Origin of the sequence: Dyadobacter chenhuakuii (assembly GCF_023821985.2) — a bacterium.
Taxonomy (GTDB): Bacteria; Bacteroidota; Bacteroidia; order Cytophagales; family Spirosomataceae; genus Dyadobacter; species Dyadobacter chenhuakuii.
Genome location: NZ_CP098805.1, coordinates 1,826,449 through 1,849,629, shown reverse-complemented (window position 1 = coordinate 1,849,629; position 23,181 = coordinate 1,826,449). Strand labels below are relative to the sequence as shown.

At 48.0% G+C, this 23,181-nt stretch carries 14 protein-coding genes; 6 read left to right on the top strand and 8 right to left on the bottom strand.

Annotation, left to right across the window (positions count from 1 at the left end):
• Positions 1–17 precede the first annotated feature (17 nt).
• From NFI80_RS07680 to NFI80_RS07670, 3 genes are all read right to left on the bottom strand, one after another.
• Entirely contained in the window at positions 18–1,394 is a 1,377-nt protein-coding gene (locus tag NFI80_RS07680) for a sulfatase family protein (RefSeq protein WP_235163879.1), read from the bottom strand.
• Positions 1,395–1,470: 76 nt separating this feature from the next.
• Positions 1,471–3,063, bottom strand: coding sequence for a RagB/SusD family nutrient uptake outer membrane protein (locus NFI80_RS07675; RefSeq protein ID WP_235163575.1), 1,593 nt, complete (start codon positions 3,061–3,063; stop codon positions 1,471–1,473).
• A 20-nt stretch (positions 3,064–3,083) separates the two neighbouring features.
• Positions 3,084–6,191, bottom strand: a complete 3,108-nt coding sequence (locus tag NFI80_RS07670; protein WP_235163576.1) for a SusC/RagA family TonB-linked outer membrane protein — start codon at positions 6,189–6,191, stop codon at positions 3,084–3,086.
• Between the two features lie 164 nt (positions 6,192–6,355).
• On the opposite strand from NFI80_RS07670, the gene NFI80_RS07665 reads away from it, so the two are divergent.
• The 5 genes from NFI80_RS07665 (at position 6,356) to NFI80_RS07645 (ending at position 12,639) form a co-directional block, all read left to right on the top strand.
• The gene (locus tag NFI80_RS07665; protein WP_235163577.1) at positions 6,356–6,712 is read left to right on the top strand and encodes a VOC family protein; all 357 of its coding nucleotides are present in this window, start codon (positions 6,356–6,358) and stop codon (positions 6,710–6,712) included.
• Positions 6,713–6,927: 215 nt separating this feature from the next.
• Positions 6,928–9,297, top strand: a complete 2,370-nt coding sequence (locus NFI80_RS07660) for a TonB-dependent receptor (protein WP_235163578.1) — start codon at positions 6,928–6,930, stop codon at positions 9,295–9,297.
• 35 nt (positions 9,298–9,332) lie between these two features.
• A complete protein-coding gene (locus NFI80_RS07655; protein WP_235163579.1) occupies positions 9,333–10,580 on the top strand; it encodes a DUF4374 domain-containing protein in 1,248 nt (415 codons plus the stop codon).
• 46 nt (positions 10,581–10,626) lie between these two features.
• Positions 10,627–11,889 (top strand): PepSY-associated TM helix domain-containing protein, encoded by a 1,263-nt coding sequence (locus NFI80_RS07650; RefSeq protein WP_235163580.1) that lies wholly within the window; start codon positions 10,627–10,629, stop codon positions 11,887–11,889.
• Positions 11,890–11,922: 33 nt separating this feature from the next.
• The gene (locus NFI80_RS07645) at positions 11,923–12,639 is read left to right on the top strand and encodes a DUF4198 domain-containing protein (RefSeq protein WP_235163581.1); all 717 of its coding nucleotides are present in this window, start codon (positions 11,923–11,925) and stop codon (positions 12,637–12,639) included.
• An 804-nt stretch (positions 12,640–13,443) separates the two neighbouring features.
• Here the strand turns inward: NFI80_RS07645 and NFI80_RS07640 are convergent.
• The 5 genes from NFI80_RS07640 to NFI80_RS07620 all read right to left on the bottom strand — a co-directional run bounded on the left by NFI80_RS07640 (position 13,444) and on the right by NFI80_RS07620 (position 22,047).
• Entirely contained in the window at positions 13,444–14,883 is a 1,440-nt protein-coding gene (locus NFI80_RS07640; protein ID WP_235163881.1) for a TolC family protein, read from the bottom strand.
• Positions 14,873–18,079 (bottom strand): efflux RND transporter permease subunit, encoded by a 3,207-nt coding sequence (locus tag NFI80_RS07635; RefSeq protein WP_215232200.1) that lies wholly within the window; start codon positions 18,077–18,079, stop codon positions 14,873–14,875. Before NFI80_RS07635 ends, NFI80_RS07640 begins: the two co-directional genes overlap by 11 nt.
• Positions 18,080–18,107: 28 nt before the next feature.
• A complete protein-coding gene (locus NFI80_RS07630; protein WP_233798600.1) occupies positions 18,108–19,190 on the bottom strand; it encodes an efflux RND transporter periplasmic adaptor subunit in 1,083 nt (360 codons plus the stop codon).
• A gap of 318 nt (positions 19,191–19,508) precedes the next feature.
• Complete coding sequence (locus NFI80_RS07625) at positions 19,509–20,636, bottom strand: AI-2E family transporter (protein WP_233798599.1); 1,128 nt, start codon at positions 20,634–20,636, stop codon at positions 19,509–19,511.
• Positions 20,637–20,805: 169 nt separating this feature from the next.
• Entirely contained in the window at positions 20,806–22,047 is a 1,242-nt protein-coding gene (locus NFI80_RS07620; RefSeq protein ID WP_233798598.1) for a PQQ-dependent sugar dehydrogenase, read from the bottom strand.
• 131 nt (positions 22,048–22,178) lie between these two features.
• On the opposite strand from NFI80_RS07620, the gene NFI80_RS07615 reads away from it, so the two are divergent.
• Complete coding sequence (locus NFI80_RS07615) at positions 22,179–23,147, top strand: tyrosine-protein phosphatase (protein WP_235163582.1); 969 nt, start codon at positions 22,179–22,181, stop codon at positions 23,145–23,147.
• The last annotated feature ends 34 nt before the right edge of the window (positions 23,148–23,181 follow it).

Genomic DNA, 23,181 nt, shown 5'->3' with positions numbered 1-23,181 from the left:
CCGGATTGCTTAGTCAGTTATTTTTCGACCTTTCCGAGCGGTCGTGCATGTTTTCCTGCACGTTTTTGTAAGTCATCACCAAGATCCTCCCGCGCTGCTTCGGCGATCTTTTCCAGCTCTGCTACAACTTCCGGATATTGCGAATACACGTCATAGCGCTCTCCCGGGTCACGCGTAAGATCGTAAAGTGCCTGGGGAATGGCGTGATCTTCGGGTGCGGGTCCCGGCTGGCCATCTTTGCCGGGCAATGATCCTTCATAAGTCCGTCCGGGATGCGCGAAGACCAGTTTCCAGTTGTCCTTCCGAACGGCTTCCAGGTTATTTTTACGATAATAGTAAAGGAAATTCTCGCGCGGTTTTTTGGATTCATCACCTTTCAGCAGATCGGCGAATTCAATGCCGTCGATCTTTTCCTTGGGCAACTTTGCACCGGTTAATTTTACCAAGGTGGGCAGGATATCGATATTTGACAAAAGCTTGTTGGAAATCCTTCCGGCAGGCACCACGCCCGGCCAGCGGATCATGGCCGCCACACGCTGACCACCTTCGTAGGATGTTCCTTTTCCTTCCCGGAAACCACCGGACGAACCTGCATGGTCGCCATAATTGAGCCAGGGACCATTATCACTTGTAAAAATCACAATGGTGTTATCGTCCAGACCCTGATCCTTCAATTCCTTCATAATCTGCCCCACCGACCAGTCCAGTTCCGAAAGCACATCGCCAAAAATCCCGCGCTCGCTTTTTCCTTTGAAATTAGCGCTCGCAGCCAGCGGAACGTGAGGCATCGGATGCGGCACATAGAGGAAAAAAGGCTTTTTCTTATTGCGTTTGATGAATGAAACGGCTTTTTCCGTGATCGTCGGCGTCAAAGCACTGGCGTCATTCAGGTCTTTGATCTCCTTCACTGGCTTGTTTCCGTCGATCCAGTAAAGCGGCGGATATTGTGCCTGCTTTTGCCATGGATGCAGCGGCCACATATCATGCGAGTAAGGGACGCCGTAATATTCGTCAAAACCCTGCTGTTTCGGCAAAAATATCGAATCGCTTCCCAAATGCCATTTGCCAAAAATTCCGGTTGCATAACCATTCGCTTTCAGCAATTCGGCAATGGTTTCTTCCTGCGGATGCAGTCCCAGACCTTGCTTTGGCCCGAATGCACCGTAAACGCCGACGCGGTTTGGATAGCAGCCTGTGAGCAAAGCGGCGCGGGAAGCACTGCAAACGGCCTGTGCCGCCATAAAATTGGTGAAGCGCGTTCCTTCTGCTGCGAGCTTGTCAATGTTCGGTGTTTTATAACCCAATGCGCCTGTGACGGTCAGGTCGCCATAACCGAGATCGTCGATGAAGAACAGGACAATGTTGGGCGTTTTGGCCGCCGGTTTCGGAGCCATTGCCGCAAGGAATGCGGCAGCGCATAAGGCAACCGCAGGGAAAACTATAAACTTTAAACTTTTACTAAAACGCATATTACCAGCCAGGGTTTTGGGTTAATGTTGGATTTAAATCTCGCTCTTTTTGCGGAATCGGCCACAAATAATGACGGCTTGCATCAAATGTTTTGTTGACAGCAACGACTTCGACCGTTTTCAAAGCACCGCTGGCATCCTTATAAGTGATTCCGTAAACCGGCCCCGGCATAACTTTCTCAGCGGTTTTCCAGCGGCGTATATCAAACAAATGTTGTCCTTCAAATGCCAGTTCAACCGTTCTTTCGCGGCGAACAATGTTCCTCATTTCGGCCTGCGAAGCTGTTTTAACAGCAGGCTGTTTCACATCGCTTCTGCCGTTCCTTACCAGATTGATCGCTGCCAGAACGCTCGCATCAATTTGTCCCAATTCAATTTTAGCCTCTGCATAGGTCAGCAAAACTTCTGCATAACGGAGCAGGATAATGTTGATGCCGCTGTTCACAGGATTCGCAAAGTCATCGGCCAGAACGTATTTTTTAATGTTAAATCCAGTCGTGGAAGCAATGTAAGTGCTGCCGATCGCATCGGCCGTTCCGCTGTTGGGAGCTGGTTTGAAAGCAATGCCGCTTGGTAAAATATCGCCTTCAAGGAAAATGGAGAATTTCAAACGCGGATCTCGGTTCACATAAGGCGTTGCGGGATTATAGCCGCTCGCATTTTCGGTAATGAGCTTTCCGGCAGTGGTTTCATATGTGTCCACAAGTGCTTTGGTAGGCACATACGTGCTCTGGCTGTTTTTCTGGCTGTAAGGTGCGAGCAGCGGGAACACATTAATCGGATAGTTGTCTTTGATAAATTGCCTGTCAAATAAAACCTCCTTATTGTTCTCAGCCGCGTAAGTGAAAAGCTTTTCATAAGAACTATACAATTCATAAACGCCCGACTTAATGACCAGATCCGCTTCGGCAGCCGCTTTTTCATAGCGGCCTGCATATAAACTGGCCCGCGCCGCAAGCCCCAGCGCCGCTCCTTTCGTAACCCTGCCATTATCCGAAGCCGGGTAAGTCGCTGGCAATAATGCAGCCGCTTCGTTGAGTTCTTTGTCAATAAAATCCCAGATTTCAGCAACGGGTTTGTTTTGTAAAGTCCTGGATTCGTCGATGGTTATGGATGTTGTTACAAGGGGAACACTCCCGTATAAGCCAGCCAGTTTAATGTATTGGTAAGCGCGCAAAACCTTCGCTTCGCCTTTCAGCTGATTAATCAGTGCCGTGTTGCCGGAAGGCACTTTGTCCACGTTTTCGAGGAAATAGGAGGTGGCGCGGATGCCCCGGTATGCTCGTTTCCACTCATTATAGATCTTTGAGCTCGTTCCATCGTAAGTGCCGAGCTCTACATAAGCCTGCACATCGAAGTTCTGGTTCGTATGTGCGATCTCAGTAAGTGCGTCCCAGCTGATGATGTTGGTGCTGTCGAGGTCTGTGTATAAAGCATTAACAGCAAGTTTTGCATCCGTTTCGGTGGTCCAGAAAACGTCTACGGAAAGCCGGTCATTCGGGAATGTTTCGAGCAGATTATTGTCGCAGGAAATCAGCAGGCCAGAGGAGACAGCAATGCTGGCAATGATATGTTTTAATGTAATTGATTTCATGATTTTCAGGTCAATAAGGATCAGAATTGCAGATTTAAACCGGCTGTATACAAGGCAGTTTGCGGGAAGTAAACCGCACGTCCGGAAGGCGCTTCGGGATCCAGGTTCCACTCATTGAGTTTGGAAATGGTAAACACATTGGTCGCCGAAACATACACGCGCACTTTGTTCAAATGTATTTTTTGGGACAAAACAGAAGGCACATTGTAAGCCAGCTGCACGTTTTTCAAACGCAGGTAAGAACCATTCAAAACCAGCCGGTCGGAAGTGGCCACATTGCGCAGGTCAAACTTTACCGGGCGGGGGAAACGGGCGTCGGTGCGCTCGGGCGTCCAGTAATTGTCGGTGTAAATTTCATGCGTAAAACCTTCCTGGTTGCCCATTTCGGCCAGCGCACCCGCCAAGCGTGAATCTACTTTTGCGGCTCCCTGGACGAGAATGTTCAGGTCGAAATTCTTGTAAGAAAAGTCCGCATTCAATCCAAAAGTGTATTTTGGAAATGAGTTGCCGATGGCCGTCATATCATTCGCATCAATTTTCCCGTCGCCGTTCAAATCTACGTATTTGACATCTCCTGGCTTGGTATTAGCTGCATAAGTGGCTTTATACTCAGTAATTTCCTGCTGTGTCTGGAACAGGCCGTCTGTTTTATATCCCCAGAGCGTGTTGATAGGAAGGCCTTTTTTAATGATATAGCGCGGGTCAATGTCCGAGCCGCTGAGATATGGGCCGGTTCCTTTCAAATCCGTCACCAGATTTTCATTAATGCTCAGATTACCTCCAACATTATAGCGGAAACCACTTGCCGTAGGCGTGCCGCGGTAATTCAAACTGAACTCCCAGCCCTTGTTCTGCACCGAACCTGCATTTTGAGGCGGCGCCGTCAACCCAATGGTCGCCGGAATGTCGAGGTTAAGCAGGATGTCGTCCGTTTCCTTGTTGTAATAATCAACCGTCAGGTTTAGCTTGTTTTGGAAAAAAGCGGCGTCCAGCCCCAGGTCCAGCTGCGTCGTCGATTCCCATCCCAGGTTAGTATTGGCCAATGTATTCTGGCGATAACCCTGCACGGGCAACCCGCCAAAACTGTAACCATTGGCAGTCAGCGCAGCATAATAGCTGTATAAATCCACCGACTGATTGCCCGTAATCCCCCAGGATCCTCTGAATTTGAGATCATTCACTGCGCTTTCCAGTCCTTGCCAGAACTTCTCCTTTGAAATCCGCCATCCCGCCGAGAACGAAGGGAAAAAGCTGTATTGTTTGGCACCGGTAAACTTCGAAGATCCGTCGTAACGACCATTTACTTCCAGCAAATATTTGCCTTCATAATCGTAGTTAACCCGGCCAAAGAAGGAGCGTAAGCCATATTCTGCGTCGCGTCCGGTGTTTGTTTTTGTCCCGTCATTCGCACCCTGGCCGATGGAACCGATGCCATTGTTATAAAAGCGCTCGCGGTAAGCCGAAAGGAATGTCTGCGTGTTGCCGATCTGCGAATAACCCACCAGCGCTTTCAGGTTGTGGTTCCCGAAACCTTTCTCGTAGGTCAGCAAATTGTTGATCGTGTATTCACGCAGCGTGTTGCGGATCTCGTACAGGCTGTTGTTGGCAATCGTCTTGGTAATGTTGGTGTTTTTATCCGTGTTAACGTACGAATTCGTGTAGTTTTTCTGCTGTGTATAAAGCCCGCGACCGGCGATCTGTGTGGAGAAAACAAGTCCATCCGCAATCTCAAAATCGCCTTTGATATAGCCCGCCAGATAATCTGTTTTCTGCCTGGATTGTCCGCCTATCTCAATGAACATCAGTGGGTTATTTCCCTGCGTGCTGAGCCCGTAAGTGCCATCGGGATATTTGGGAACTGCCCAGAGCGAGCCGTGAAAGAAGTTGTTAAGAGGCGCAGTCACCTGGCCGGTTGAGGCGTCTGTGTTTGTAGTCGGGTTTTCGGTGCTTGTCGAGCGATAGTTAATGTCCGCACTCACCCGGATCCTTTTGGAAACATCATAATCCGTATTCAGCCTGAATTCGCCGATCTTGTTACCAAAATTTTTGATCACACCCTGCTGATCCTGGTAACGAACGCTCAGGCGCGTACGCAATGCCTCTGTTCCACCCGCAATGGACAAAGCGTGATTATGCTGCGGCGCTGTGCGCAGCAATGTCTCAAACCAAGTGTTGGGAAGCGGATATTTTTCACGGTCCGTCGCATTCACATAGGCCTGTATGGATTCTTCCGTGAATCGGGCCGGAACTGCTGAGCCTGCATTGGTGTAAGCGGCCACCTGCTCGCGCATGTAAGCCTCCAAACCCATCATTTTAGGCACATTATTTGATTTTTGAAGGGCATAGTAACCATGATAATCCACCTGCACTTTGCTGCCTTTCGCCCTTTTTGTGGTGATCAAGACAACGCCATTGGTGGCACGTGAACCGTAAATCGCCGTTGAAGCCGCATCTTTCAGGATAGAAACCGATTCAATGTCGTCCGGGCTGATATCGCTCAGTTGCTGTTCAATGCCGTCCACAATGACAAGCGCATCGTTTTTTCCCAGATCATAACCGCTGGTGCTGCTGCCGTTAATGTTGAATGTGGTGATCCCACGCACTCGGATGGTCGCATTAGACTTTCCCGGCGAGCCGCCCAGGTCCGTGACAGCCACGCCGGGCATCAACCCCTGAAACGATTGCTGAATGTTGGAAACCGGCCTGCGCGCCACGTCTTCGCCCTTAATCGTGGAAACGGAATTGGTCAGGCTGTTCCTTTTCTGCGTGCCGTAACCCACGACCACAAGTTCGTCGAGCTGCTTCGTATCGGCCGCAAGTTGCAGGTCAATGACCGCCCGGCCGTTCACCACCGACTCCTGAGTAACGTACCCGATGCCTGAGAAAACAAGGATTGCATCCGACGGAGCGCTAAGCTCATACTTTCCTTCCGCATCGGTGGTGGTTCCGGTAACGGTATTTTTTACAACAATGTTGACGCCCGGCAAACCGGTTTTGTCAGCGCTGGATGTAACGGTCCCTTTCACAGTAACATTCTGGGCAACAGCATGTAAGCTGATCAGAATGAATGAAGAAAAGAAAACCCATCCCCGAGTATTCAGGACAGATTTTGATAAATTTTTTAACATTTTAAACAGTGGATTTAATGAAAAGGATGTTGGTGGTTGTAAAATTCTATTTTTACAAGGGCAAATGTAATGGACAGAATATTTAATCTATAAGTTTAATAGACAAAAATAAGTGACTGTTCCGCCTTTTACCATAAAATCACATTATAAATTAAAATAGAACAATGGGACAAACACAAAGCCGCGAGCGGCATGAGCAAATTCAGTACATTGAATTCCTTTCAAAGGATCTGGAAAAGGTGAAACAGTTCTACTCCGAGAGTTTTGACTGGACATTCACTGACTATGGTCCGGAATACACGGCTTTTTCGGGAGATTATGTGGATGGCGGCTTCACCATCGGCACGCCGGTCCGGGGAAGCATCCTGGTGATTCTTTATTCAGATGATATCGAATCCACGAAAAAGAAGGTGCTGAAAGCGGGCGGTGTCCTCACCCATGATATCTTCGAATTCCCTGGCGGAAAGCGTTTTCAGTTCACAGATCCGGACGATAACGAGCTGGCGGTTTGGTCTGAGTAAGGCAATGATGCAAAAATATTTTGTCTGAATGATTGCTTTTATGCAATTCACGGTTACTTTTGAGGCATAAATTATAATTAGTCTAAATAGCCATATGCATATACATTTCCCATAACCTAGCCGAGTAACCACAAAAAAAGGCCGTACGGCGCCAACCGTACGGCCAAAACATGCCGAAGCATGTTCACTTTTAAAGTCGTCAAAAATTAAAAGTAATGCAAGTTATAAAAATCTTGTTGACAGGCATATTATGCGCCTGTTCCTGCGCATCTTTTGCGCAAACGGCCAGTCTTAGAGGGACGGTCCGGTCGGATGACGGCGAGCTGCTGCCCGGCGCATCCATCACCATTTCCGGTGTAACCAAGGGAACATTTTCAGATGCGAAAGCGAGATATGCATTGGAAAATTTACCCGCCGGGCCATGCACACTCGTGATTTCTTTCCTTGGTTTTGAGCCTGAAACCAAACAAATGAACCTGAAAGACGGAGAAAATGCGCAGGCAAACTTCCGCCTCAAAGCCATTTCCCAGGAACTTGAATCGGTTTCGGTGATCGGCCGTTCGGAGGCAAAGGAGGTTAACAGGCAGGCCTACAATGTTACAGCCATTGATGCCAAAAAACTCCAAAACTCAACGCTCGACCTATCCCATGCGCTCGACCGTGTTTCGGGCGTCCGCGTTCGGGAAAGTGGTGGGGTAGGGTCAAATATGAATTTTTCGCTCAATGGTTTCACAGGCCGTCAGGTGAAATTTTTTCTGGACGGCGTTCCTATGGATAATTTCGGCTCATCATTCCAGCTCAACAACATTCCCATTAACCTAGCCGAAAGGGTGGAGGTTTATAAAGGCGTGGTGCCGATCTGGCTGGGCTCGGATGCACTCGGCGGTGCGGTGAACATTGTGACGGGCTCGCGGCAGAACACTTATCTCGATGCATCTTATTCCTATGGATCATTCAACACGCACCGCACGGGCATTAATGCGGGTTTTACGGGGAAATCGGGTTTTACATTTCAGCTGAATGCTTTCCAGAATTATTCGGACAACAATTACTGGATCAATGTAGATGTGGCTGATGTGAACACGGGCGAATACTTCAAGAACCAGCGTTTGCGCCGTTTTCATGATAATTACCATAATGAAACAATCATCGCAAATGTGGGTGTGGTCGGCAAAAAATTTGCAGATAAACTGCTTTTCGGCATAACGCTGGGCCAGAACCGTGCTGAAATTCAGACCGGCGCGCGCATGGTGAGTGTCTTCGGCGCCTGGCACCGCAAGGGCAACATTGTTATGCCGAGTTTGAAATATCAAAAAAAGGATCTTTTTGTTAAGGGGTTGAATGTAAGTCTTTCCGCTAATTATAACCTGGGGCAGGAACAGAATGTGGATACGGTTTACCGGCGGTATAACTGGTTTCAGCAATTCAAACAATACGAAGGACTGGGCAGCGAGCGCGAGCGTTCCCTTTACAAATTCCGCAACAACAATGGTCTGGTCACCGCAAATGCCACTTACCAGCTCAGTGACAAGCATTCCATCACGATCAACAACGTTTATAACACTTTTAACAGGAAGGGCCGCGACGAACTTTACCCGGATGCCGACCGTTACGAGCAGCCTCGCTTTAACACCAAGAATGTGCTGGGGCTAGGCTACAAGTTCGATTACAGTGAGCGCTGGAACACATCACTTTTCTTCAAACAGTTTTCACAATTCAACAAATTCTCGGTTACGTATAATCCTACCGGTGTATATGGTGACGTGGCGTATAAAATCCAGAAAAACCGTTTTGATAAGTTTGGCTACGGCATCGCGTCGACATTCTTTTTACTGAAAAATTTGCAGTTGAAAGGTTCGTATGAAAAAAGCTATCGCCTCCCCGAAACCGATGAGCTTTACGGTGATTTACTCAACCTGGAAGGCAACATTGACCTCGATCCGGAAAGCAGCGACAACTATAACCTGGGTTTCAGTTACCAGACGCAGTTCAACAAAATTCACCGCGTGAATGTGGATGCAAATGTGCTTTACCGCAACGCACAAGGCTTTATCCGCCCCAAACTGAATGCCAACCAGACCAAGCAGGTGATGGACAACCTGGCCGATGTGACCAACTTTGGCGTCGATGGCGAAGTGCGTTATTCGTTCAAGCAACTTTTCACGGCAGGCGTGAACCTCACTTACCAGGACCTGCGGAACAACACGCGTTTTGAAGATGGCTACACCACCGAAAGTCCGCTTTACCGCGACCGGATTCCCAATATGCCGTTCCTTTTCGGCAATGCGGATGCTTCTGTTTTTCTCAAAGATTTTGGTGCAAAAGGGAACACATTGACTTTTGGTTACAACCTGCTTTACGTGCATGCTTACTATCTCTACTGGCCGAGCCTGGGCAGTGACAAACTCGACATTCCTCGCCAGCTGAGCCACGATGTGAACATTGTATATGCCATGGCAAACGGGAAATACAATGTTTCACTGGAATGCAAAAACCTGCTCGATGCCAGGCTTTACGACAATTTCAGCTTGCAAAAACCGAGTCGCGGCTTCTATGCGAAGCTCAGGTATTTTATCAGTAAATAATTTTCTACTACATATATTTTATTCTAATCCAAAAAATGAAAAGCGCAATCAAAAGCATTACGCTGGGCCTTGGCCTCGGCATATTCCTGGCAGCCTGCACCAGCGACGACAACAATGTTAATCCTACACCAGGCGGTGGTGAAGGAGGCAAAACCAAATACGTGATCTCGGCACTTCCAGTGGGGTCGACGGGCATCGCCGACTATCTGCTGACAGCCGAAAGCCTGACTTCGGGCACTGTCTCCACAGTTGGAAATGGCAAAGAACAGGACGGCACTTACCGCTATTATGTCACGCACAAAAACCGATTTTTCAGTCTGCTTTACGGACAGGGAAACCCCGGCGCAGTGACCACTTACAACCTTGACGGCAAGGGAGAACTTAACAAAGTTTCTGATTTTCAGGCTGAGACTGTTCAGGTTTTTGCACCGGTTGCCGATGACGTGCTGACCATTAAAGTGCCGCGTTCAGGCAATGAAAGCGCTTCTTTTTACCGCATTGATGCAGCACAGTCCAAAATCGTAGGCGAGGCGCAGGTTAATATTGTAAAACTGGCTGGTAATGGCGAACGCGCACATTTTACGTGGGCTACGCAAGTGGGCGACAAGGTTTATGCGCCCTATATGAGCATCAAAGGCGTTGCACCGGACGCTTTCGGGACGGCTTATCCGGACAGCGCCTGGATCGCGGTGCTTTCCTATCCTGCACTGACCGTTGAAAAAGTGATCAAAGACAACCGCATCGGTTTTATCGGCCGCTACTTCAACAACGGACTGGCTGTGGATGAGCAGGGCGATGTGTATGCTTATTCGGCCTCCGTTGGGACAAACAATGGCAAGATCACTTCCACAAAACCTTCTGCGATCGTGCGTATCAAGGCCGGAACAACTGAGTTTGACAAGAGTTATTTATTCAATGTTGAGCAGGCAGCAGGTGGTTACAATATTAGCTCGCAGCTTTATGTAGGCAAAGGAAATTTCATTCTAACCATGACAAGCCCGGCTGAAAAAGGCGCGTATGCCATTGGAAAACGCTTTGCAGCGGTGAATGTTTACGACCAAACATTCAAGTGGATCGAAGGCATGCCCGACGCGGCCAACATTGCCAACGTTACCACAACCAATTATACACCGAAAGACGGAAAGGCTGGTTACATCGGCATCACGCAAACGGACGGCGCGAGCTATGTATATGAAGTTGACGCAGTGGCAGCGAAAGGCACGCGCGGCCTGAAAGTAGAAGGCGGCGTGATCACGGCGATCAATGTGCTGAACTACGAATAGCCGCTCGGCAACCCACAATCCTATCACATTCAAACCAGGGCTTTTCATGTCTACCTTCAAAAAAATCAACAACTGGCTGCATCTCTGGCTCGGCTTAATCTCGGGGATCATTGTTTTCATTGTTTGTATAACCGGCTGCGTGTGGGTTTTCAACGACGAGATCACAGGCTTGCTAGAGCCTGAAACCCGGATCGAAAAGCTGGATAAGGCCGTGCTCATGCCTTCGCAGCTGATGAAGATCGGGGCAGAGAAATACCCTGGTTTGAAAATGAGTTATGCCACTTATCAGCAGGGCCGGGCGATTTACCTGGGACTGGGCGAGCGTCGCGGACCTAATGTAACCTTGCGCGTGGATCCCTACACAGGAAAAGTGATCAGTGAGCAGGTGCACAAAAAAGGGGAGGCCGATTTCTTCCGCTGGGTGCTGAATGGTCACCGTTTTTTATGGCTTCCTTTTGAGATCGGCCGCCCGGTTGTGAATTACGGCACATTGGTTTTTGTCATTTTGCTGATTACGGGCCTCATTTGGTGGTATCCCAAAAAATGGACCAAAAGCACGACCGACAAGAGTTTCAAGATCAAATGGAACGGCACCTGGAAGCGCATCAACCTGGATCTGCACAATGTGCTGGGATTTTATTCACTCCTTTTCCTGCTGGCCATTGCGCTTACCGGAATGGTTTATGGCATTGAATGGTATAGCAAAGGGCTTTACTGGGTTACGTCCGGCGGACAGGCGCTTGAAGGCCGCGACCGCACAAAATCCGATTCAACGAATGCGCACAAATTCTTTACGCCAGAGCAGGCGATAGATAAAGCCTGGCAAACCACAATCGCCAGACATCCGGAATCGAACGGCTTTTATTACAGCTTTCCGGACACCGCAAAAGCGTCATCTGCGATATTTGTAACCGTTTATCCGAGCTCAGGCCAGTTTTACAACGCGCTCAGCTACACATTTGACCAGCACACGGCCAAACAATTGCCCCCGAATGCGATATATGGAAAGCCATTTGAGGAGGCTGCTTTCGGGGCGAAACTACGGCGTATGAATTACGACATTCACGTAGGAAGCATCCTTGGTTTTCCAGGCAAAGTGCTTGCATTCCTGGCTTCGCTCATCGGCGCATCCTTGCCGGTAACAGGGTTTATAGTTTGGTGGAACCGTAAAGGATTTGGCAGCAAAAAGGGCAAAAAAACCAAAGCCAAAAACCTCAAAATGGCCGAAAGCACATTGGTAACCGAAGTGATTTCGGAAAAAAGAACATTCAAGCCCAGGATCCAAAAGCCCGCTGACAAGGTTTCCTGACCCATTTATTTATCTATTTCAAAATCAATGATCATGTTAAAAAAAGTCATATTCTTCGCGGCGCTCATGCTTTGCAGTGCTGCCAACTTGTTTGCGCACGCACTCTGGATCGAAACAAGCACAACGGGTAAAGCAGGACAAAAGCAAAGTGTAAAAATCGTTTACGCCGAGCCGGACGACAAGCCCGAAAAGCTCGCTGACTGGTATTCCGATGTAAAGGAATTCGAACTATGGCTCACTACTCCAGACAAGCAAAAAGTGAAACTTCCTGTCACAGCCGGTGAAGATCACTTTATGTCAGAATTTACGCCGGAAAAAGACGGCGTTTACACCTTATCCATCAGCAAAGCAGCCAAGGACCTGGGCGGATCGACCGTTTACCAGTTCAATGCCGGTGCTATTGTGAAAGTAGGAAAGTCGCTGGCAGGCAACGAAGCGGCTGCAAACGGCAACGAAATCAGCGTTTTCACGGATGCCGCAAAAACATTCAAAGTAAATCAGCCGGCCCAGCTGACCACGATTTTGAAAGGAAAACCCGCTGAAAAATTACATGTAAGCGTTTCCTCACCCAGCGGCTGGAACCGCAATGTAAACTCAGGCGCCAATGGTGTCGCAGAATTCACCCCAGTCTGGCCCGGCATTTACAAATTGGAAGCATCAACCACAGAAAAAACCGAAGGAGACCATTTCGGCAAGCCCTATAAAGCAATCTGGCGCTGCGCTACTTTGTTGGTAGGGGTGGAGAAGTAGGGGTTTAGGAGGGAAAAGGGGCACTGGACTGGCGGGTTTTTTGCTGCGGGTTGAAACCCGCAGTTAGGATATGGTTCGAGCCTCTGGCTCTTGTTTGGACAGAGGAAGGGCATTGGACTGGCGGGTTTTTTGCTGCGGGTTGAAACCCGCAGTTAGGATATGGTTCGAGCCTCTGGCTCTTGTTGGGCAGAGATAAAGGGCCATCGGCCCGGCGGGTTTCTTGGTGTGGGTTTAAACCCGCAGTTAGGATATGGTTCGAGCCTCTGGCTCTTGTTGGGCAGAGAAAAGGGCCATCGGCCCGGCGGGTTTCTTGCTGCGGGTTTAAACCCGCAGTTAGGATATGGTTCGAGCCTGTGGCTCTTGTTGGGCAGAGATAAAGGGCCATCGGCCCGGCGGATTTCTTGCTGCGGGTTTAAACCCGCAGTTAGGATATGGTTCGAGCCTCTGGCTCTTGTTTGGGCAGAGGAAGGGGCATTGGACTGGCGGGTTTTTTGCTGCGGGTTTAAACCCGCAGTTAGGATATGGTTCGAGCCTCTGGCTCTTGTTGTGCAGAGAAAAGGGCCATCGGCCCGGCGGGTTTCTTGCTGCGGGTTTAAACCCGCAGTTAGGATATGGTTCGAGCCTTTGGCTCTTGTTGGGCAGAGAAAAAAGGGCCATCGGCCCGGTGGGTTTCTTGCTGTGGGTTTCAACCCACAGGTAGGATATAGGTCGAGCCTCTGGCTCTTTCAGGACAAAAAAAAGGGCCAGAGGCCCGATCTATTTTTACCGGCGGATTTAATCCGCCGGTATCTGATAAGCATTAAATCAATTCCACCCCCCACCAAGCGCCCGGTAAATATTCACTGTCGCATTGATCTGCTGCATCTTCGTTTCGATAAGATCAAACCTGGATTCCAATGCCTCGCGTTGGGTTAATAACACTTCCACATAATCCGCTCTCGCGGAAGTGAAGAGGCGGTTTGCAATGTTCGTTGACTCGGTTAAAGCAGCTACTTCCTGGGATTTGGTTGCGTAGCTTTGTTCCAGATTGCTGATGTTGGAAAGCTGATTCACCACTTCAATATAAGCATTCAAAACCGTGCGCTCGTAATTGTAAATCGCCTGAATCTGACGTGCGTTGGCGCTTTTATACGTGGCCTGAATCGCGTTTTTATTGATCAGCGGGCCAGCCAGATCCGCTACCAATGTCGACATCAGTGATTTGGGAACATTACCCAGATAAATCGGATTGAATGCCTGTAAACCTACCGCTGCATTTAATCCCAAAGAAGGATAAAAATTCGCCCTCGCGACCAATACATCCAGTTTTGAAGCTTCCAAATCCTGTTCCGCTTGTCTGACATCGGGACGGTTTTCCATCAACTGGGAAGGGATTCCGGCATGGATGACAGCTGGCAGGCTATTCTCAAAATTCTGTGCATTTCTCAAAACAGGCTGCGGATATCGTCCTAAAAGAAAATTGATCCGGTTTTCTGTTTCAACAATGCGCTGACGGATTGCATACTGACGGTTCTGCGTGTTTAAAACTTGTGCTTCAAACCTCCGCACAGCCAGCTCGGTAACCCGCGTTGCTTCTTTCTGCATCTTCACAATCCGCAATGCATTGGTTTGAATCTCAATGTTCTGCGTGACAATGTTCAGCTGCGTGTCCAGTGCCAGAAGCTCGTAATAGGAGTTAGCGATTTCAGAGACAATGTTGGTCATCATGAAGTTTTTACCTTCCACCGAAGACAGATAACGGTTCACAGCAGCCTTTTTTGCATTGCGCAGTTTGTGCCAGATATCCACTTCCCAGCGCGCATAGGCGGCCACAACAAAGTCGGGTAATGGCTCGGGCGTTTCCCTGCCCGGCTTGATTTCCGTAGTTGCTTCGCTGGAACCCACTTGCGTGTAACGGCCTGCTTTCTCAATGCCGGCTCCGCCTCTCAAACCTACGAAAGGCAGATATTCCCCTTTCCGGGCGCGGATCTCATTGCGGGAGATCTCGATTTCCTGCAATGTAATGTTCAGCTCCTGGTTGTTGTTTAACGCTGTATCAATCAGGGCGGCCAGTTGCGGATCGGTGAAATAATCCTTCCATTTCATTTTGCCCACATTGTTTGTGGAATCAGCTGCCTGACCATTGTAGGCAGCTGATAATGTTTTGTTAGGAGATCGCTGGACCTGAGAAGGGGCGTTGCAGGCGGTGTAGGCGAGGGCACCTAAAGTGATCCCCACCCACGTCAATATTCTTTTATTGCTCATCATTTTGAGTTTCTTGAGTGTGAGGGAAAATGTCGACTGCATGAACGAATTGTTCGGTAAGCGAGCCGTCTTCCTCGTCTTTAATCATTTTTCTGCCGTCGGCCAGGGTGCCAAAGATGTAGTACAATCCAGGGATAATGATCACCCCGAAGATGGTTCCGAAAAGCATCCCGCCCATCGCTGACGCACCGATTGTACGGTTACCGATCGCACCGGCACCTGTGGCAATGATCAATGGGATCAAGCCGGCAACGAATGCAAACGACGTCATCAAAATAGGACGGAAACGAACCCGGGCACCTTCGATAGCAGCATTCAGGATAGTTTCCCCCTGCGACCGCTTCTGGACGGCAAACTCGACGATCAGTACGGCATTTTTACCAAGCAACCCGACGAGCATGATCAAACCGATCTGCGCATAAATGTTGTTTTCCAACCCCATTAATTTGAGCAAAAGGAATGAACCAAACACCCCAACTGGCAGTGACAACACAACCGCAAACGGAATAATAAAGCTCTCATACTGCGCTGCCAACACGAAATAAACGAAGGCCAACACAATCGCAAACACAACGAGCGACTCATTTCCACGGATCGATTCGTCATAGGAAAGACCTTCAAATGCGATGTCATAACCCTGCGGCAAAGTTTTGGCAGCCACTTCGCGGATCGCCTGAATGGCATCGGCTGTGGTGTAACCTTTGGCCGGAAGACCCTGGATCGCAGCTGAATTATAGAGGTTGAAACGCGTGATCTCGTTCGGGCCCTGACCTTTTTTCAATGTCATGAATGAGGAGTAAGGCACCATTTCGCCTGCGTCGTTTTTCACAAACAATTTCAAAAGATCGGAAGGGAGCCTTCTGAAACTCGGGTCAGACTGCACGTACACTTTAAAGAACTGGTTGAATCTGGTGAAACCCTGTTCGTATGTACTACCGATCATAATGTTCAGGTTGTCCATCGCTTTTCCAATCGACACACCTTTTTGCATAGCCAGCTGATTGTCAATCTGCAATTCGTACTGCGGATAGTTCGCTGCGAAGAATGTGAACAAGCCCGTAAGCTCAGGACGTTTCGCAAGGTCATCCATGAATTTCTTGTTGATCTTGTCAAACTCCGCGTAATCGGTGTCAGAAGTTTTATCCAAAAGACGCATAGAGAAACCGCCGGATGTACCAAAACCCGGGATCGCTGGGGGTTCGAAGAATTCGACTACGGCACCAAGACCGCGCGTTTCTTTTTCCAGTTCTTCCATGATCTCTTTCACATTCTGCTTACGGTCGTGCCAAGGTTTCAAGTTGATCAAACACGTTCCCGCATTGGAACCGCGGCCTTCTGTCATGATCTCATAACCTGCCAGTGACGAAACCGATTCGATTCCTTCCACTTCTTCGCATATCTTTTGAAGACGGCGGGAAACTTCATTCGTTTTTTCCAAAGTGGATCCCGGAGGCGTCTGAATGATCGCGTAGATCGTGCTTTGATCTTCATTTGGAATAAAACCTGCGGGCAGAATTTTATTTACAAAAACAATCCCTGCGCAGAAGCCGAGTAACACAACCCAGGTTACAACCCTGCGGCTCACAATGCGTTTCAGCAGGCTTACATATCTTCCTGTCAGCTTGTCAAATGTTCTGTTAAAAGCATCAAGGCCTTTGGTAAGTAAGTTTTTCTTTTTCTGGTGACCGTGGTGATTTTGAAGCAGCATTGCACACAAAACCGGCGTCAAGGTCAAGGCGATAAGGGCCGAAATAACGATTGAACTCGCCATGGTAATAGAGAACTGCCGGTAGAATGTGCCGACCGGACCGGACATGAACGAGATCGGAAGGAACACCGAAACCATAACAGCCGTGATCGCAATAATGGCACCGCTGATCTCACCAAGCACTTTTTTCACCGCATTAAAAGGGGAAATCCCCGGCTCTTCCTCAAACTTCGCATGGACGGCCTCGACGACGACGATCGCATCATCGACCACAATACCAATCGCAAGTACAAGCGCAAAAAGCGTAATCAAATTGATCGAAAGCCCGAAAGCCTGTATGACAAAGAATGCCCCGATCAGCGAAACCGGCACGGCCAGGATCGGAATCAAAGTAGAGCGCCAGTCGCCAAGAAATATGAATACGACGAGCGCAACAAGGATAAATGCATCCCTTAATGTGTCAATAACCTGCTCAATAGACGCGTCCAAAAACTGAGAAACGTCATAACTGATCTTGTAATCCACGCCCGGAGGGAAGGATTCTTTCATCACATCCAGCTTCTTTTTCACCTCTTCAATTACATCGCTCGCGTTACTTCCATAGTTTTGGCGCAACACGATCGCTGCCGAAGGATGGCCGTCGAGGTTGGAGTAAATGTCAAAGAATTCAGATCCAAGTTCCACTTTCGCAATGTCACGCAAGTGAACGCTTTCACCCTGAGCATTAGCGCGGACAATGATGTTCTCGTATTCTTCGGGTTTGTCGTAACGACCTTTGTAAGTAAGCACATATTCCAGCGACTGGGCTGCGATACCGGAGCTTTGCCCGATACGACCCGGGCGACCTACGATACTTTGTTCGCCCACCGCCTTCATGACTTCTTCCGTAGAAATGTTGTAAGCACGCATACGCTCCGGATTCAACCAGAGACGCATTGCATATCTCCTTGATCCTAAAATCTGCGCTCTTGCAATCCCTTTGGTCCGCTGGATTTCGGGGATCATTTTCACCGTTGCGTAGTTAAACAGGAATTTCTCGTCAATGCTCTTATCTTTTGAATAAAGATTGACATACATCAGCATACTAGGCTGAACGGGCGAGATAATAACCCCTTCGCGCTGAACCAGTTCCGGCAAAAGCGGCATAACCTGGTCGACCCTGGTTTTTACCCGGATAACAGCCACGTTCGGGTCGGTGCCGGGCTCGAAGATGATCCTGAGCGTCGCCTCCCCCGCACTCGTTGCATCGGTAGCAATGTACCGCATATCCTGAACTCCGTTAATGGCCTGTTCAAGGGTGATCAAAGTTGATTTTACCAACACATCGGCACTCGCGCCAGGGTAGGCGATAAAGATATTGACGGTTGTAGGGGCAATGTCCGGGAACTGGGAAATGGGTAATTTCTCAATTGCCAGGATGCCTATAAATACGATCATGATCGAGATCACGATTGCAAATACAGGTCTTCTTATGAATTGATTAAACATGTCGTTTTGTGCTTGTTAAGATAGCGGACTATTCAGCGTACAGACTCAGATTGGAAATCACAGAATCAGGTTTTACGAAAGTAGAGTGGATCTTTTCGTTCTCTTTCACCTGGCGCAAACCTTCCAGAAGGATTTTCTCATCGGCTTTCAGACCGGATTTTACGACGAAGATGTGCGGAAGTTCTGCTTCGATTTCAATTTCCCTCGAACGGATCTTGTTGTCTTTATCCACCACATACACGTATTTCTTTTCCAAAACCTCGAAAGTGGCTTTTTGGGGGATCAGCAAGGCATTTTTCATCGGAACGGTTACCAATACATTTCCTGTCTCACCGTGTCTCAGCAATCTTTTTGGATTTGGGAATGTGGCCCTGAAAGCGATGTTACCAGTCTCGTTGTTGAAATCAGCTTCAATCGTTTTTACGGATCCCGAATGCGGGAACATTTGATTGTTCGCCATGCGCAGGTTCACATTAAGCATGCCTGCTGTGGCTTCGTTGGCTTTGTAATCCAAATATTCAGCTTCGGGGACATTGAAATAAACCCACATTTCACTGTTGTCAGACAATGTTGTCAGCAAATCCCCTTCGTCCAACAAACTTCCCAATCTCACCTGAAAATGGTCCATGATGCCGTTGAATGGCGCGCGGATTTCGGTGAAGCCCAGGTGCGTTGTGGCTAATCCCAGTTCTGCTTTGGCTTTGTCCAATTTGGCTTTGGCAAGTGCCAGCTCGTTTTTGGAAACCACATTGCTGTCGGCCAGCGACTTGGTGTTTTTGAATTCGATCTCTGCAAAATTGGCTTCTGCCTGTGCTTTTTGTTGTTCGGCCTGATAAAGCATCGGCATGATCTTGAACATCAGCTGGCCTTTTTTAACGGTCTGACCTTCGTCCACATAGATGTTTTGTAAATAACCTCTTTCCAAAGCACGCAGCTCAATGTGGCTGATCGCCCGGATCTGGCTTACATATTCCTTGGTAACCAATGTGTCTCTTTGCAAGGGGCTTGTCACCAGGAACTTAACTTCTTCTTCTTTTTCTTCTTTTTTGGATTCACAACTTGTGTGGAACAGGGTTGCACACAAACTGAGGACCATGAGAATTCTCTTCATGATGGTAATTTGCTATTTGATAAAATGTGGTTTACTACGCATAGTTTTGTCTGATATTGAATCAAATCGCAACCCCTGAATTATAAAATTTCTGTGAGACAAGATGTAAACCATCGCTAATAGGATCACATTGTTCATTGAAATGAGGGTTTCTCTTTTTGCAGAATTGGATTTAACTAATACCGATACAAAAACCGCACATTACCGTTAATAGCAAGTTAAAAGCAAGTTAAAAAGGCATTAAAATAAAAAATGCCGCAGGTTAGTGCGGCATTTTTTAATGTATAGGATTTTAACTCTGACCCGGATCAGGATCATCTATTCCTGGTTCGGGACCTGGTTGATTTTCCAGCGCTTCATGATGATCTTGTTGGAAAAGCGCTTGAGGTGATATTTTTCGGGTTCTCCGATCAGGAATCCGTAGGCTTTCATGGACGGAATGGCATCAAAAACCACTTTCAAAACAGCGGTAATCGGGATAGCGAGGATCAAACCGGCCAGACCGAAAAGCATACCGCCTAAAAGCAATCCTACAAGCGCCATTAGCGGGTTAATGCTTACTTTTCCACCTACAATGTTGGGCGTAAGGAAGTTGCCTTCCAAAAACTGCACAACCTGAAACCAGGCAACCACACCCACTGCATACCATGCGCTATCTTTGGTAGCCAAAGCAAACAAAGCCGGAAGCACCGAGCCGATCGCAATGCCAATATAGGGAAGCAACATCAACAGCGAAGCCAGGATACCGAAGAACCATGCATAGGGAATGCCCAAAACCAGCAGACCAACCGTATTCAGGATCGCGACGATGCCCATAACCGTTACAAGTCCGACCAGGTAACTTTGTACAACATAATAAATCTTGTCAAGCACGTCACTGACCACTTCTTTGGATGCGGATGCAAATGCGTGAAAGAAAAACTCACGGAAGAAATCGCGGTAGTACAAAAGGAAAAAGGTGAACAACGGCACAATGATCACCCCCGCCAGAATGCCGCCTACTGAGCCAAAAGCAGTGCTGAGAATGGTTCCGGCATTGCTCACAACCCTATTGGAGAATCCTGTGATCTGCTTCGTGATTTCGCCTTCTTCAATGCCGAAACGCATGGTTACCCATTTCTGGATCGTTTCCAGGATGTGCATAAAACGCAGTTGCAGGTCGTTCCCGTTAGCGCCGATCACGATCACCTGATGCACAATAAACCAGATCAGGAATGAAATGAGCACAATAGCCACGAGTACGGAGAGGATGGAAGCCGTTGCGCGGCTTAATTTATATTTTTCGAAAAAGCGGGTGATCGGAAATAGTGAAATGGCTAGCAGAATGGAAAATAAGAGCGGGATTAAAACGCTTTGCAACACATATAGCAGGGCAATGATTAAAACAAGGCTCAATAAAGAGGCAGCCAGACTTACGCTTTTGAGGTGATTGGAAAATCGGATCATGATGGTGTATGAGTACTTCGGAAATTTATTCAAACCAAAAGATATAAATACCATGCCCGACGACATGCCGTCTAATGCGCTCAGAATGTAACCACTGAGCACTTCAATTATAAAAAAAACGGCGCCGGATGATTGCTCACCGGCGCCGTGTTATTTTACAAATGCTTTGTTATTTTTTGAAAATGCGATACAGTTTCCCCTGATCGGTCACGGCGTATAATGCGCCGTCTTTCCCTTCGGTAATGTCACGGAAACGCTGTCCTTCGGAGGCCAGCAACCTTTCTTCTCCCACGACTTTGTTGTTTTCGATTACCAGTCTCACAATGTGCATGCTGCTCAATCCGCCGATGAAAAGGTTATTTTTCCATTCCGGAATGCTGTCGCTGCTGTAAAATGTGATGCCGCTCGGCGAAACCACAGGATCCCAGTAGTAAACCGGTTGCTCCATGCCTTCTTTCACCTGGATCGAATCACCGATTTTCTTGCCGCTGTATTCGATCCCGTAAGTAATGGTCGGCCAGCCGTAGTTTTTTCCAGCTTCAACGCGGTTCAGCTCGTCACCGCCTCTTGGGCCAAACTCAACTTCCCAAAGATCACCCGAAACAGGGTGGAACGCCAATCCCTGGACATTGCGGTGGCCATAAGAATACAGCTCTGGTTTCGCGCCCGCTTTGCCTTCAAACGGATTGCCTTTCACCGGTTTGCCATCCTTGGTAATGCGGATCACTTTGCCCAGGCTGGAATTTAAATGTTGCGCCTGCGGTCTCGAAACAGTGTCTGAGCGCTCGCCTGTGCTGATGACAAGGTCGCCTTGTTTGTCAAATAAAATCCTTCCGCCGTAATGCAGGTTGCTTGGAAAGGCGGGTGTAGCGCGGTAAATAACCGTTGCGCCTTCGATTTTTTTCTCGTCTGCTGACAGTTTTCCTTTCGCTACGGAAGTCAGGTTGCCGCCAGGTTGTTTTTCTGCAAAGACCCAGTAAACCATTCTGTTTTTATCGAATTCAGGGTCAACACGGATGCCCAGCAAACCGCCTTGTCCTTCTGCATTCACAGCGGGAATGCCCGTAATTGGTGCGCTTACCTTTCCATCGGTGGTGGCGATGCGCATTGTTCCAGCTTTTTCTGTAATGATTAAACGTCCGTCCGGCAAGGTGGTAACACCCCAAGGATTTTTTAGGTCGCTGGTGAGAACTTTACCTTCATATGCCGTTGTTGATTTTACACTTCCAATTCTTGTCTGTCCCTCGAAAGAAGGTTTGTAATCTGAATTGGCTTTTTGGGTTTCGACGGGAGCGCCGGCCGTAGCCGTGGTATCTTTTTCAGCAGCATCCGAATTTTCGGACGATTTGTTTTGGCATGAAGCGATAACAAAAGCTGCTCCCGCCAGGGTTAACAGAATACTTTTAGACATTTGTTCTAAGTTAGAGGTTTATAAATGAGATTTTAGACCGACGGATTTGACACATCCATTTCAAAGCATAACGGCAAATATCGATTTTAGGATCAAAATAAAAGAATATCTTTCAAAAAAACAGGATGCCAATGGCAAATGAAGCAGGCGGGAAAAGTGGTTTCATTTTTCCAAAATTGTTATTTCTCAGCGCAAGGGGAACATTGTATATTTTTCTGGCCGGGATTGCGCTTACAGCTTGCAAAGTCAGTGTTTCGGAGAATCATGACGGGAAATCGGCTTATCGTCAGGTTGTTCACGGGGAAGATTCGTTACTGTTAGCTAAACGATACATTCCTTTCGGAAACACACTGAATTTCAGAGACATAGGCGGTCTTAAAACCAAAGATGGAAGGATAGTCCGCTTAGGCAAGATCTACCGCTCGGGAAATCTGGCCAGCCTGGATGAAGGCGAATTTGACAAGTTGAATTCACTGCACATTGCCAGCGTATACGACCTGCGCACCGATCATGAGATTAAAGGTAAAGAGGATCGCTTGCCACCGAATGTCAAATATTTCCATACGCCAACGGTCGAAGACAAAGAGGGGGAAATTGCGCAGTTAAAAACAAAAGTGATCAACGGCCAGATTTCGGAACAGCAGGCATTTGACAAAACAATCCAGTTTTATGAAGATGCTGTATCCTTGAATGTGAATGCATTGCGGGAAATTATGCAGGATATTCTGGATTCTAATACGCCGGTCGTATATCATTGTTCGGCAGGAAAAGACCGTACAGGCATTATTTCCGCATTGATATTATCTATCCTGAAAGTCGACCGTGAGACAATAGTGAATGAATATTTACTGTCCAATTATTATCGCCAGGAGCACACAGAGAGCACATTGCGGAAAGCTAAATTGGGGAAAATCATCAAACGCAAAATGGATCTGAAAGCAGTAGAAGTGTTTATCACCGTGGACGAGCGATTTATCAATGCTACTTTCGAAACTATTGATAAAAAGTATGGCGGGATAGAGCAGTTTATCAAAAATCAGCTTGGTATAGACCAAAAACGCAGAGAACTGCTCATTGAAAGGCTTACTTATCAGGAATAAATGTAAAAAGTGCCTTCCGGTAACAAAAACATCC

Excerpts from the sequence above, each read along its gene's own strand:
- NFI80_RS07680 (WP_235163879.1), bottom strand. The coding sequence starts at position 1,394 with ATGGCTCCGAAACCGGCGGCCAAAACGCCCAACATTGTCCTGTTCTTC.
- NFI80_RS07635 (WP_215232200.1), bottom strand. The coding sequence starts at position 18,079 with ATGTTTAATCAATTCATAAGAAGACCTGTATTTGCAATCGTGATCTCG.
- NFI80_RS07640 (WP_235163881.1), bottom strand. The coding sequence starts at position 14,883 with ATGAGCAATAAAAGAATATTGACGTGGGTGGGGATCACTTTAGGTGCC.
- NFI80_RS07675 (WP_235163575.1), bottom strand. The coding sequence starts at position 3,063 with ATGAAATCAATTACATTAAAACATATCATTGCCAGCATTGCTGTCTCC.
- NFI80_RS07630 (WP_233798600.1), bottom strand. The coding sequence starts at position 19,190 with ATGAAGAGAATTCTCATGGTCCTCAGTTTGTGTGCAACCCTGTTCCAC.
- NFI80_RS07660 (WP_235163578.1), top strand. The coding sequence starts at position 6,928 with ATGCAAGTTATAAAAATCTTGTTGACAGGCATATTATGCGCCTGTTCC.
- NFI80_RS07650 (WP_235163580.1), top strand. The coding sequence starts at position 10,627 with ATGTCTACCTTCAAAAAAATCAACAACTGGCTGCATCTCTGGCTCGGC.
- NFI80_RS07615 (WP_235163582.1), top strand. The coding sequence starts at position 22,179 with ATGGCAAATGAAGCAGGCGGGAAAAGTGGTTTCATTTTTCCAAAATTG.
- NFI80_RS07645 (WP_235163581.1), top strand. The coding sequence starts at position 11,923 with ATGTTAAAAAAAGTCATATTCTTCGCGGCGCTCATGCTTTGCAGTGCT.
- NFI80_RS07620 (WP_233798598.1), bottom strand. The coding sequence starts at position 22,047 with ATGTCTAAAAGTATTCTGTTAACCCTGGCGGGAGCAGCTTTTGTTATC.
- NFI80_RS07670 (WP_235163576.1), bottom strand. The coding sequence starts at position 6,191 with ATGTTAAAAAATTTATCAAAATCTGTCCTGAATACTCGGGGATGGGTT.
- NFI80_RS07665 (WP_235163577.1), top strand. The coding sequence starts at position 6,356 with ATGGGACAAACACAAAGCCGCGAGCGGCATGAGCAAATTCAGTACATT.
- NFI80_RS07655 (WP_235163579.1), top strand. The coding sequence starts at position 9,333 with ATGAAAAGCGCAATCAAAAGCATTACGCTGGGCCTTGGCCTCGGCATA.
- NFI80_RS07625 (WP_233798599.1), bottom strand. The coding sequence starts at position 20,636 with ATGATCCGATTTTCCAATCACCTCAAAAGCGTAAGTCTGGCTGCCTCT.